Below are 12,692 nucleotides of genomic sequence, written 5' to 3'. Positions count from 1 at the left end.
ACCAGAAGGCCCGTAACGATCACGACAGCAGCGCCCGGATCAGCGAGTAGTCATCGGTGAATGGCGCATTGTCCGAGACGTGGAGGATCTGGGACAGCAACCGATCCAGGCCATCGTCATCAGCGAGCACGTCTTGGCACTGCTCCACCAGTTGCATGAAGTCGGGCAGTGTCCCCATCAAGCCACCGGGCCTCGGCACTTCATAGAGGCCATCGCTGTAGATGAGAAGACAGGCCCCTTCGCCCACCTCCAGGCTCTCGGTGCCATAGGTCGCGTCGTCGAACAGGCCCACGGCCATGCCCTGACCTTTGAGCCAATGGCAGGGAAAGGCACTGGTGCGGCTCCAGAGAAAGGCTGGGGGATGGCCCGCGCTGGCAAAACTCAGGGTTCGGCTGGAGGGCTGATAAACCCCATACCAAAGCGTCAGATACCGCCCCTGGTGACGCTCCATCGGAAACCCGGAGTTCAGGGTGTGCAGCACAGCGCCCTGATCACGCAGATCAACGGGCAGCGAGCGGGAGCGCAGCTGGTTGTGGACGGAAATCGAGGGGAAGGCCGCCGCCAGGCCATGGCCGGAGCCATCGGCGAGGTAGAGGACGAAGTGGTCGTCATCAAGCCAGAAGAAATCAAACGAATCACCACCCAGTTCATGGCAGGGCTCGAAACGGGAGTCCGCCCGCACGGCACCAGCGATGGGCTCAGGCAGCAGGGATCGCACATAACTGGCCGCCTCCTCCAGCTCCTGATCCAGCCGCAACTTCTGCTGATGCAACTCACTCGCCAGGAGCTTCAGCCGTTCATTGGCCTGGTGCAGGCGGATGCCGGAGCGGACCCGGGCCAGCAGCTCCTCCGGATCCACCGGCTTGCTGAGGAAATCATCGGCGCCGCAGTCGAGCCCCTCCACCCGGTCTTCCACCCGGGAGCGTGAGGTCAGCAGGATGAAGTGGGCCGATTCCAGGGCCGGTTCCGCCTTGAACGCCCGGCAGACGTCCAGCCCATTCATGCCGTCCATCAGCCAGTCGCAGACGACGACCGTGGGGGGGCATAGACGGGCCTGCACCAGGGCACTGTCACCCGAATCCGCCACAACAATCTGGTAGCCCTGGGCGCGTAGACGGACCTCGAGGATGCGGGAATGGATGCGATCGTCATCCACCAGCAGGATCGAAATCGGGGCGGGACAACCTTCCATCGGCGTCAGGCGTCCATTGGACGCCGCTGGCGCAGCGCTTCGGTCACCCGTCCAGCCTCGACAAGCAGCTGATCGATTCTGACCTGGGGCCACAGCTCCGAATCGGAGCGCAGGGACTCCTCAACCTGGCCGCACAGCGTGGCCAACCGCAGGGCCCCCAGGCTGGCACTGGGGGAGCGCAGCGAATGGGCAGCGGCGATCATCGCCGGGGGATCGTGGTACTGGTGGGCCATCACCACCGCCGAAACGAGTCGCATCGCGTCCTCGAGGTAGAGGTCGATGAGCTCCTGGAGCACGGCCGCCGCCCCGTCTCCCATGGCTTGCTCCAATTCCTCCCAGGCGGCCGCGTCGATCGGGTCGGCCCCTCCACCCGTTGGCGCTTGGGGTTGGTCGCGCGGCTGGTAGTGCTCCAGGGCGTAGGTGAGCTGGGCAGGCACGATCGGCTTGGCCAGAAAGTCGTCCATGCCGGCCTGGAGGCAGGCCTGGCGATCCTCCGGACGGCCATGGGCCGTCATGGCAATGATCCAGGGCTGCACGAAGGGAGCCGGCAGACAGCGGATCGCCCGTGTTGTCGCGTAACCATCAAGCTCCGGCATCTGCACGTCCATGAACAGCACGTCGAAGGGGGTCTCCTGCACGGCCGCAAGCGCCTCGGAGCCCGAAGCCACGGCCTCGGCCCGGTAACCCAGCCGCTGCAGCAACTGAAGCGCCAACTGGCGGTTCACGGGGATGTCATCGACGACGAGCAGCCGCAGCGGCAGCCGGTCAGCGAGGCGATGGGGGCCGCCCTGGGGGGCAGATTCGCGCGTCAGCGTTGGCGGCCCGGCCAGCCGCCGCTCCAAAGGGCTCTGCCCTTGCTGAATCAGGGCCAGGCGGAGCTGTTCGAGTCGCACAGGCTTGGAGAGCATCACAGCCGGCGTCTTGGCCAGCGCTGCCAGCTCTGACACCTTGCACCTGTCAGCCAGGACGATCCAGGGGCGCAGCTGAAGCAAGGGGTCCTGCAGAAAGGCTGACGGGGTTGCCCCCCCTTCGGAGCACAGCAGCCGCCCATCGATGACCACCACGCCAGGGCCGAGGTCGCCGACCTGGGACTGGGCGGTCGGCATGGGGATCTGGCAGAGATCGGGGGCGATCACCGACAGCCCCATCCAGCTCAGCTGCTTCTGGAGCACGGCGCGCAGGGTGGGATTGCCGACCAGCAGCAGGATGGCGGACGCCGGCGGCACCAGGGGCTCCGGGCTGTTGCTGGCCTGGGGGGCCGGATCAAGATGCAGCAGCACGTTGAAGGTGAAGACACTGCCTTTGCCTTCCTGGCTGGCCAGGTTGATCGAGCCCCCCATCAACTCACATAGGCGCCGTGTGATCGCCAGACCAAGGCCCGTGCCGCCGTAGCGCCGGGCGGTGGAGGGATCGGCCTGGCGGAAGGGCTCGAACAACTGGGGAATCAGCGCGTTGGACACACCGATGCCGGTGTCGCGGATCTGAAACGTGAACTGGCACGGGGTCGGCTGACCGGCCTCAGCGGCCTGGGGCTCCGCTGACACCGTGACGACGATCTCGCCCTGGGGGGTGAATTTGACCGCATTGCTCAGCAGGTTCCAGAGGATCTGGCGCAGACGGGTGAGGTCGCCGATGACAGCCGTGGGCAGGCCGGGCTCGATGTCGAGGATCATTTCCAGCTGCTTGTCCAAGAGGCGGGACACGCTCAGATCGAGGGCCTCTTCGATGCAGATGCGGAGGTTGAAGCGCTGCTCATCCAGCTGCATGGCACCGGATTCGATTTTCGAGAAGTCGAGAATGTCATTGATGATCGTCAGCAGGGAATCGGTGCTGCTGTTGATGATCTCGACATACTCCCGCTCCATGGGCTCCAGCTGGGAGTCCTGAAGTAAACCGGCCATGCCGATGATGGCGTTCATCGGAGTTCTGATCTCATGGCTCATCGTGGCCAGAAACGTATCCTTGGCGGCATTGGCGGCTTCAGCGGCCTGCTTGGCCGCCTGCAGCTCCGCATTGAGCGTCGACAGACGCTGGGTTGACTCGCGCAACTCCCCACGCTGCGTGATGAGAATCTCATTGAGCTTCTGGCTTTCTGTGAGCGCCACATTCCTGGCCTGCAGCAGGAAAAGAAAGTCAACCAGGGAGTCATGCAAAGGAAAGTCATTGATCTTTAGACTGAGGGTCTTAAGATCCTCCAGTTGCAGCAAACAGGGCGTACCAACAAACAACAGCTGTTCCCTTTCGTCAAGGCAACAGATCTGGCCCTTCAGTTGCAATGGAATCGCGGCGGACTTGAAAATCACGTGCCGGTCTGTGCAGTCACTCAGACTGGCGAAGTTCATGGGGACATCCGGTCGCAGGAGCAGGAAGTGCTCATCGAGGGGCTGCCCCAACAGCTCCGGGACAGAAAGGATGCGACGCAGAACAGAGCCGACGGACTGGATACGTAGCTCTCGGTCGACGACGAAATGGAAAGGGAACAGGGGATCGAGAAGGTGGTCAGGTAACGGCACGGAAGGCACCTTCAGAAACGACGAACCTTCACTCGCTCGTCATGCCGTCATCCGGCCGACCTGCGACAGATTCGGAAGGCGGAGAAAGGCGAACGTGGAACAGGTCCGTGGCATCGCCCCTGTCGCGTGAGGCGACCTGATCGACCGCCAGTGGAGTACGAAAACGCTTGCCCAGGCCATGAAGCAGGCCGGTCACCATGGGGGCAAGGCCGCGCCGCTTTGAACGGTACTCCAGTTGCATGGAGGCGTCAGCACTGTGCTCGCAACGGAAGGAGGGAGGCTGCAGCTCAGGAAAGGCCAGGGCGGCGCGGGCGTGGAGATTATCGAGATGATCCAGGAATTCTGGCAAGGTGTCCCCCGTGCTTTCGAGCAACTGCTCGTAACCTTCCGTGGCTGTGTAGGTGATCCAGTACTCACCAAACGCCTGCATGATCTGATCACCCGTGAGGCCAAGTTCCTCCGTGGCCGCTGCCACCAGCCGATGGGTCACGTCGTCGGGATAGGCCTGGTACGTGGAAAAGAAATCCAGATCCTGGAGATCGGCCCGCTCCTTGATGCGCTGCCACACCTCCTCACCATGGTGGGTGGTGACCATCTGCTGAATGGCCCGGTTGACAAGCCCGTACATCGTTGAACGGCCAGATAGATGAATCTAGCTCAGGGAACCAAGGGGCCAGACGACGACCGTCAGATCACAGCGGGGAGTTGATCGAGGCACCACCGGAAATCGCGGCGCACCTGTTCACGCACGTGCTGATGATCGAACCGGCGCCCGCGGCTGGCCAGAATCGCTTCCAGCGCCGACGAAGGAACCAGGCTGGCCAGATCACAGCCGGGTAGATCGAGTCGCCGGCAGAGGTCCCTGCCCTTGTTGGAATAGTGGAGATGGTACGGAACCCGCCCGGCCGCCAGCGAAAGAACGGCCGTGTGAAAACGTACAGCAATCACGCTGTCGACCAGAGCGAACAGGGCCATGGCCAACTGCCAACTCGGCACGGCTGGATCGGCGACGAACGGGTTGAGGATGGCGGTGCTGGGGGCCCGTTCCTGGATGGCGGCGGCCACTTCGAGATCATTATCGGAGCCATAGGCGCCCGATTGGATCAAAATGACGGGCCTGAGTCCGGCCTCGGTGAGTTCAACGCTGAGCTGGGCCATTCTGGAAACGAAGGCCTCATTGTCGTGGCCGTACATGCTGTCGAAACCACGCACAGACAGGACGGCTGCCTGGGATGGATCAATCCCTAGCCGCTCCAGGCATTGCCGCGCCGTGGCCTCCGCCAGGGGGGAGCTCTCCAGCACAAAGGCAATGTCGTAGGACAACCGTGCTTGAACCCCTGCGGCGCAGAGGCGCTGGTGACTTTCGGCATCCCGTACACAGACAGCCGCCAGGCGCTTGAAATACCGCTGCAACAGGAGAAAGCTTAGGCCGTGGCAGGAGCGAGGAATCGACTGGCCGAACAGGATGGTGCGGTTCGGACTGTGCCTCAGTTCAGCCAGGTTCTTGAGGAAGGCTTTGGTGACAAACCATTCACGGGAATTGTTGAAGATGTCCCCCCCCACGCTCACGTAAGCGTCGCAATTCCTGGGCCGTTCGGACAAGAACGTGACCCCAAGGGTGGCATCGGGCCGTTCATCCTGAACGCAACCCACCAGCTCCACATCAGGCAGCAACTGACGAAAGGCGCTGTAGATCGCTGCATCCCCCAGATTCAGGGTGCTGTAGGCGTTGATCAGGCCAATGCGCACGGGAGAGGGCAGAAGCGGAGAACAGTGATGGAAACGGCGCAGAAACGACTAACGCGTTACGCATGAATCCAGAGTGAAGCAGGAGCAAGCCACTGGTTCTTATCCTATCAGCCCTGGCCAGAAGGTAACCACGTGGTGGGTCGGGTGGCTTGTGCAACGACCTGAGCCAGACCTGCCGACCAATCAGATGGCTTGTCCAGATCCCTATGCCCAGGCTGCTTCTCGCCTTAGCTGGTCTGGCAGGCCGTGTGAGCCAGGCCATCAGCGCAGAACACTTCTATTCTGGCGGCAACGATAGAATCAAGTAGACCGAATGAGTCGCCGCAGTTTACCTTTGACCATCTCCAAGGTAGGAACAGTACGGACAAACTTGCGATAGGCGGCTGCTATACCGAGTAGTTTAACAGGACGCTGACCGGCAAAGGCGGTTCGATCCAGTAGTGCAAACCATCGATCTTGAAAATTTGCGGCATAATCTGCGTGCCAGGGCTTGACTTTGCCTAAGAAATGAATAATGCCATCTGAAAAATCAGCATCGGCCTTGCCTTTGGATGTATTCCATTTCGGATCGAGCACCAGCCAATCGCCTGCCAAGACGATATTCAGAGCATCTTGATCCATTTGGTCAAGCAAATCATAGTTGTCCTGTGCAACCGCTAGAGCCTTCGATTGGATCTCATGATGCCTCCACGCATCCAGATCCATCACAATCACTCCTGAATTAAAGTACTGGCGAGGATTGTCTAGTTTCAGCTTTTCGCGCAGTCGCTGCTGCTGCTGTGGGGTGTCTATGCCACCATCAATAACACAAGCACTGGATTTGCCATGCAGATCCAGAAGCTGCAGTTCAGTTAGATCCGAGCAAACGATTAAGTCCGTATCTAAATAGATACAGCGAGATACACCCGCCAAATATTCGGGTATAAAGAAGCGCGCATAAGGGGATTTGCTCTTGACAAGCAGAGTGCTGCGGAAGCTATTGACCCGCTCAAGATTGAAATCAATAAAGCTGATTTCGCCGATGTTGGCAGCTTGCCAGGAATTAGTGAGCTGCTGCTTATCGTCCTGCGATAGATCGACGCAAATGGCATAGACATTTAGGGTTGTGCTACAGGCTTCCAAAGCAGAACGAACGGTGACCGCCGCACCGCAAAGATAGTTAGCTGTTGCCACAATTACAATGTTAACCATCATACCTTCAGGGACCCTGCCACACGAATTTAGCTCAGCTTTGTGATTGAGACCTGGCAGGGTGGCCTTCTCCCCAGCTCCATTGCCCCAGCAGCTGTGAGCATCCCAACGGCAGTGAGGGGCATGGATCCAGTTCCCGCCTGCATGCTCCAGCAGGCCCCTTCCAGTAGGAACGACGTCTGAGGTGGTGCGCAGCTCACCGGTGGGGGAATGGGCGCTCCTTGACAAGGCCTGGTGGACCAGGACGGCGCCAAAGCCCCAGGCTGTACCGGTTCCTGGGGGACGACCGGTTCTCGCGAGCCTCAGCCTCGCGACTACTAGCCGCAACACTGGCGGAGACAGCACTCCGCGCCGGCAGCGACCATTTGGAAGTGCCTTGCGGTAGCTCAATAGATTAGCCGGCACGCACTAATTGGCTGCGCAGGGCTAGTCTTCGCGGTCGGGAGCAGAGCGATACACCGACCCAGCCGAAGACGGATAGGCAAGCCAGGGGCAATACAGACACACGTTGCACCGGACCTGCCTCCAGGTGACGGGAATCATCAGGCGATTGAGTGATCACTCGTCAAACTCGCCCAGGCTGAAAGCCGGTAGCCCGCAGTCTACGGATACGCTAAGATTGTCTGAGCAAGCCGAAAAGCGAACTCTCCCAGATCGACACAGATGTCGAAACTTCTTTTTTGGCTTGTTGGGCTCGCTTGCTTTGTTGGCACTCCAGGATCGTCCTTGGCATTACCGATCTCCCCAGGAGATCGAGTCAAGGTGACAATCCCTGAAGGGGAAGAATTCAGTGGCATCTTTGAAATCAATCTGAACGGAGAGCTTGAAATTCCCTTTTCCAAGGGAATCTACGCTGTGGGTCTTGAGCCGGAACAGCTTCAGAAGCGGGTCTATCAAGCCCTGGTGCAACAAGGCTTTTTTCAGCCATCTTTTCTCAGGGTCAGTCTGAGTGTCATTCAATGGGCACCTGTACCGGTCTTTGTCATTGGATCTGCTTTTCAGCCTGGACGGTTATTAATCAACGAGTTAAGTGACGTTGAACAGACACAGACGCCTGTTCAACTTTCTGGACAAGCTCCGCTCAATCGTATGCTCACAACGGCGCTCCGTCGTGCAGGAGGCATTACTCCCACGGCCGATGTCGCCGCGATACAGGTGAAACGAGGTTCAAAAAGGCAAGTGATTGACATGTCCGGTGCTTTTACGGGAGAACCTTTTAACGACATCCCACTCATTGCTGGTGATCAAGTCATTGTTCCGGACACTGGTACCGTTAATCCACTAATCGTGCGCCCTTCTCAGATTACGCCCGCTGAAGTTGAGATTAACATTTCAAATCTTACTGTTCCTGCGGCTGGAAACTCTGTTGCTGGGATTGGCTCTCAGGCTAGGAACTTTCCCTATGGATCTCGCTTGTCCCATGCGGTTGTCTCGGCCAACTGTGCTGGTGGAACCATGGTCACCAATGCGCGACGCCGAGCCATCCTGGTGAGAACTGAAAGGATCTCGGGGAAGACGACTGTCTACGAACGAGGAGTAGAAGATCTTCTTCGCGCGTCTACAAGCAACGCCAACAACCCCTATCTCATGGCAGACGATGGTGTTGCCTGTTATGATTCGAAGATGACCAACTTCCAGGCTGTTCTTAGCATCTTTACTCAGTTTCTGAATCCGTCCGTTTTGATTTATGATCGCAGTATTCCGTAGAATCTAGTGAAAGACTCTCCGCCGATCATCGGACGACTCAGGCCTAAGGTACAGGCCGTGCGAGAACCCTTGGGAAAGGCGGCGCGATTGTTTGCCGAACAGTTTCGAAATATTCCTGGGTTGAAGGCACCCGATCCAAAGGGATGGTGGAAAAAACTTAGTCGAACCGACAAGCTTCGCTGGAGTCGCTATCTATTCGTATCCACTTGTACGAACGGATTGATATGGAGCACCAGTATTCTCTATCTTGCACTTGCAAAGCCTGTCTATACAAGCTCTTGGGCTTTGGTTCTGCCTGGAAGCGCTAATGCTGTTAATTTAAGCCTGCCTGAAATTGGTCAAGCCACGGCATCAAACGAATCACTCGGCCTGGCTACGTTTGATCCTCGTGCAAACTATGAATACATCTTCGTTAGCGAGCAAGTCATCGCGCGGGCTGCCAAGATTGCCAATATTCCTAAGGCAGATTTCGCCAAGCCACGCATTAAGAACATTGATAACACAACGCTGATGCAGATTGATACCACCGGTCCATCGCCTGTAGATGCACGAAACCGTGCCTATGCGTTGCATGACGCCATGGTAGAGCGTCTCAATGAGCTGCGTGTCAGCGAGATCGAGCAACGGCAAGGCCCAGCACAGGAGATTCTGCTGGAAACGCAGCAGAAGCTTGAAACTGCACAAAAGCAAGTTTCCGCATACAAGCGCAAGTCTGGCCTCACCTCTATTGAACAGGTTGAAATCCTTTCGGCTAACATTGAACAGCTACGCAAACAGAGAGCCGAGCTGGCTGCGCTGCAATCGCAGGCAGAGAGTCGATTGCAGAAGTTGAGTCGTAGCCTGGGGCTGTCTCCTTCAGAGGCAACAGATGCGTTCAAGTTGCAGGTTGATCAGATCTTCCAGCAGAATGTGAAGGACTACAGCGAGGCCACGTCTATACTCAAGGTCCAACTGTCTAAGTTCGGTCGGAATAATCCTCGCATTCTCAAAGAGATCAAGCGGCAAGAGGCTGCTAGGCAGGCATTGAATCAGCGTGCCAACGAGTTGCTCGGTCGCTCTCCATCGGCCCAGACTCTCACCAGACTGGCGTTGACTGGTGCCAGTTCTGGTCGCGATTCACTCTTCCAGAACTTGGTGAATTACCAGTCAGATGCTTCAGGTGCAGCAGCACAGGTTCGCAAGCTTGATCAACAGATCAGCTCCTTGGAGGGGCGCCTCAGGTTGATGTCCCAGAAACAGTCTTCTTTGGAGAACCTTAAGCGAAATGAACAGATAGCAGAAGCTGTCTTTGCATCCACATTGGCCAAACTGGATCTTGGCCAGGCCAATATCTTTGCAGCATTCCCACTGATTCAAATAGCTGTGGAGCCATCCTTGCCAGAAACAGCTACGTCACCAAAGCGAACATTGGTGCTTGCTGGCTCAGCATTTGGTTCCATCCTGACGACTGTAGGTCTTTGGATCCTATGGATCCGCAAGCCCTGGATCAAACGGGTCGCCAATTGGATTTCTACATAACAAGGGGTCTTCATTGGGACTTAAAACGCTTCTTTCAAGGGCCTTCCAGTCTGAGGATGATCTTCAGCCGAGAAATTGGCCAGAGCGTTTGGTCTGGTGGTCGATTGTTTGCACCTACCCCATCTGGCTATTCGGTGGCCTTTATGTTGTGGGGTCTATTCTCTGCTGGCTGCTTCTGGGCTGCCTATTGATTAAGATTCTGGCCCGAATCGATCACCCAGAGGAAAATGAAGAAATTTCCATATCACCCGTGATTTGGCTTTGGATCATCGGCATGATCATCATGGAAGTTGCCTTAATTGCAGGACATGTGAACTTCAACCTCGGGACTGGAGCTATCATCAAGTCCACGATTGGTTGGGCCAAAGGGTGGGCCGCCCTAGCGCTCTATCCGTTAGCAGGAGCTCTGCCGATTCGGAGCAGCATCCCCACGCGTGCCATTTGCATCGTGGGCTTTCATACGCTCCTCATCATGCCGCTCCTTCTGCTAACCCCGCATCTGGGCCTGCCAGAAGTGCTCTATGTTTCGCCATTGAGAGCCGTCGGTGGTCCAGGAAATGAATTCTTTGACGTTCCACTCTACGAGATTGACGGTAGCACCGGTGACCTTCGCTGGCGGCTCTTCGCTCCATGGGGGCCTGCTCTTGGGTTTGTCGGCAATATCAACTTCATGATCTGTCTGCTGGAAAAAGATCGGAAATGGAAGGTTCTGGGCATCATTGGCTCGATCCTCATGTGCTTCGTCTGCAAGTCGCGTCTTGCCCAGCTCTGCATCATCCTGATTCCAGCCGTTACGGCAGTGGTATCCAGGCTGCGTCAACCATTCATGCTGATTTCTCTTGGGGTTGTTTCCTATCTTGGAGGAATCTTTGCTACGTCTATTCTTACCGCCATCAGCGACTACTGGGAAGGGTTCAAAGGTGCTCGGGCTGGCTCTACGCGTGTTCGCTTTGCCTTAAAGCGCATCGCCTTCCATCGCTGGGAGACAGAGGCTCCGATTTGGGGACATGGTGTCGTAGAGGGCGGCCCCCATCTCGTTGAGTACATGGCCATTGGTTCCCATCACACCTGGGCCGGAGTGCTTTTTGTGAAGGGTATTGTTGGCTTCGTCGCTCTGGCTGTTCCCATGTTGGTTACAGCGCTTGATCTATTGCGCCGTGCAGCCAGTCCCCGCTATCAACTTGGCTCAGCCGGGCTGGGAATCATTATTCTCTTGTTCATGTATACATTTGGCGAGAATCTGGAGATTCTAGTCTACCTTTTTTGGCCTGGAATGCTTATCATGGGAATGGCTCTACAGGAGAGCAAAGGCCCGCTCCAGTCAGAAATACTTCCCGTACCGTGATTCACACCCAATCCGCCAGCCGTGAGACACCTTGATGCCATGACGAGCATTCTGAAGGCAACAGCATGGCCAGTAGTGTTGTTGCGGTCTCGACCGCTCTGCCTGTGGGGACACACTCTGTGGCCGTTGCTTTGCCACTTGAGTCTTAACCGTGGGGTAGACCTTTGATGCGTCTGCTCAGCCAGCTGAAGAGTTTCATCCCGAAGGATCGATTCATCCGCAACATCGGCTGGATGGGGGTGGGGGAGGTGGGGATTCGCGTCTCGCGTCTCGTGGCCACAGTGCTGTTGGCCAGGCTGCTGAGCCCCAGGGACTATGGCCTGGCCGCCATCGTGTTGACGTCCGGCGAGCTTGTCAAGGTCTTCACACGCAACGGCATCGGGGACAAGATCGTGCAGGCCGATGCGGAGGATGTCCAAGAGATCTGCCAGACGGCATGGAGCCTGAACTGGCTGATCGGCTTTAGCCTCTTTGTCGTGCAGATCATTGGTTCGTTTATCTTTGCCCGCGTTTACAGCGACAACGCACTGATCCTGCCAATCATTGTGGTGAGTTTCAGCTATCTGATCTACCCACTCGCCATGGTCCAGACGGCCTTGGTACGCAGGCAAAACAGGCTCAAGTTCTACAGCTTGACCAATCTCACGGCGGTCGTCACCGACAATCTGCTGACCGGAATCTTTGCGCTGTTTGGGATGGGCATGTGGGCGATTGTACTGCCCAAGTTGCTGGTGGCTCCGGTCTGGGTCGCGATGATGCTGCGGTTTGAACCCTGGCGCCCCGTCATGACGTTCACCCTCAAACGTTGGAAATCCGTGCTGGGATTCGGCAGTCGCATCCTGGGTGTGGAGATGCTCAACACGTTCCGCGAGAATGTTGATTATCTTTTGATCGGTCGCTTCATCGGTGTCAAAGCACTTGGGGTGTACTACTTCGCCTTCAACGCTGGATTGGGTCTGAGCCTGAGTGTGATCAATGCCCTGTCCGTCTCCATCTACTCCGACTTCTGTGACGTCAGAAGCCAACCCGCCGAACTCAAGCAGCGCTTCAGCAAGAACTTGCTCACTATCACCAAGGTGATCGTGCCCGTTGTGGCGTTGCAATGCAGCCTGGCCCCTCTCTATGTACCGATCGTTTTTGGTCAGAAGTGGGTGACGGAGGGTGCCGTGCCGATCTTGATGCTGATCTGCCTGTCGGCCCTGTCCCGACCCTTCGCCAACGCCTCCTCGATGCTGTTCCGCGCCGTAGGCATGCCCCAGGTGGATCTGCTCTGGAACCTGGCCTTCACGGTGGCCCTTACCGTCGCCATCCTGATCGGCACGTCCTGGGGATCCCTGGGTGTGGCCGTGTCCGTGGCAGCGGCCCATCTCACGCTTCAGCCGATCTACCTGATGATGGGGCAACGGCTGCTGCGAAGGATTCAGGTGGCCCAGCCGGCCAGCCTTTGACGCACCGTCGCAAGCCTGAGGCCCAAGTC

At 57.5% G+C, this 12,692-nt stretch carries 9 protein-coding genes and 1 pseudogene; 4 read left to right on the top strand and 6 right to left on the bottom strand.

Translation table 11 applies throughout. The features are described 5' to 3' along the window. Nucleotides 1–19: 19 nt before the first annotated feature. The 6 genes and pseudogenes from CJZ80_RS10135 to CJZ80_RS10115 all read right to left on the bottom strand — a co-directional run bounded on the left by CJZ80_RS10135 (nucleotide 20) and on the right by CJZ80_RS10115 (nucleotide 6,645). Nucleotides 20–1,192: a PP2C family protein-serine/threonine phosphatase gene (locus tag CJZ80_RS10135; protein WP_094512895.1), complete on the bottom strand. Its 1,173-nt coding sequence runs from the start codon at nucleotides 1,190–1,192 to the stop codon at nucleotides 20–22. 5 nt (nucleotides 1,193–1,197) lie between these two features. Next, nucleotides 1,198–3,240, bottom strand: coding sequence for an ATP-binding protein (locus CJZ80_RS10130; RefSeq protein WP_233132982.1), 2,043 nt, complete (start codon nucleotides 3,238–3,240; stop codon nucleotides 1,198–1,200). A gap of 36 nt (nucleotides 3,241–3,276) precedes the next feature. Then, a pseudogene (locus tag CJZ80_RS15945) lies at nucleotides 3,277–3,705 on the bottom strand (hypothetical protein); the annotation flags it as partial. Nucleotides 3,706–3,733: 28 nt separating this feature from the next. Further along, nucleotides 3,734–4,333 carry a heme NO-binding domain-containing protein gene (locus tag CJZ80_RS10125; RefSeq protein ID WP_094512893.1) on the bottom strand — a complete coding sequence of 200 codons (600 nt, stop codon included), beginning with the start codon at nucleotides 4,331–4,333 and terminating at the stop codon, nucleotides 3,734–3,736. A 59-nt stretch (nucleotides 4,334–4,392) separates the two neighbouring features. Then, nucleotides 4,393–5,454, bottom strand: coding sequence for a polysaccharide pyruvyl transferase family protein (locus CJZ80_RS10120; RefSeq protein WP_233132979.1), 1,062 nt, complete (start codon nucleotides 5,452–5,454; stop codon nucleotides 4,393–4,395). A 300-nt stretch (nucleotides 5,455–5,754) separates the two neighbouring features. Continuing rightward, nucleotides 5,755–6,645 carry a glycosyltransferase family 8 protein gene (locus CJZ80_RS10115; RefSeq protein ID WP_158217469.1) on the bottom strand — a complete coding sequence of 297 codons (891 nt, stop codon included), beginning with the start codon at nucleotides 6,643–6,645 and terminating at the stop codon, nucleotides 5,755–5,757. A gap of 663 nt (nucleotides 6,646–7,308) precedes the next feature. Here CJZ80_RS10115 and CJZ80_RS10110 point away from each other — a divergent pair. The 4 genes from CJZ80_RS10110 (at nucleotide 7,309) to CJZ80_RS10095 (ending at nucleotide 12,663) form a co-directional block, all read left to right on the top strand. After that, a complete protein-coding gene (locus tag CJZ80_RS10110; RefSeq protein WP_094512891.1) occupies nucleotides 7,309–8,352 on the top strand; it encodes a polysaccharide biosynthesis/export family protein in 1,044 nt (347 codons plus the stop codon). A 57-nt stretch (nucleotides 8,353–8,409) separates the two neighbouring features. Beyond that, complete coding sequence (locus CJZ80_RS10105; protein ID WP_233132978.1) at nucleotides 8,410–9,870, top strand: hypothetical protein; 1,461 nt, start codon at nucleotides 8,410–8,412, stop codon at nucleotides 9,868–9,870. Nucleotides 9,871–9,958: 88 nt separating this feature from the next. Further along, nucleotides 9,959–11,215, top strand: a complete 1,257-nt coding sequence (locus CJZ80_RS10100; protein ID WP_233132977.1) for an O-antigen ligase domain-containing protein — start codon at nucleotides 9,959–9,961, stop codon at nucleotides 11,213–11,215. 167 nt (nucleotides 11,216–11,382) lie between these two features. Further along, nucleotides 11,383–12,663, top strand: coding sequence for a lipopolysaccharide biosynthesis protein (locus CJZ80_RS10095; protein WP_094512888.1), 1,281 nt, complete (start codon nucleotides 11,383–11,385; stop codon nucleotides 12,661–12,663). The last annotated feature ends 29 nt before the right edge of the window (nucleotides 12,664–12,692 follow it).

The organism is Synechococcus sp. MW101C3, from assembly GCF_002252635.1.
In the GTDB taxonomy this organism is placed as follows: domain Bacteria; phylum Cyanobacteriota; class Cyanobacteriia; order PCC-6307; family Cyanobiaceae; genus MW101C3.
The sequence above is the reverse complement of the archived record's forward strand: the minus strand, read 5'-3'. Positions and strand labels throughout refer to the sequence as shown.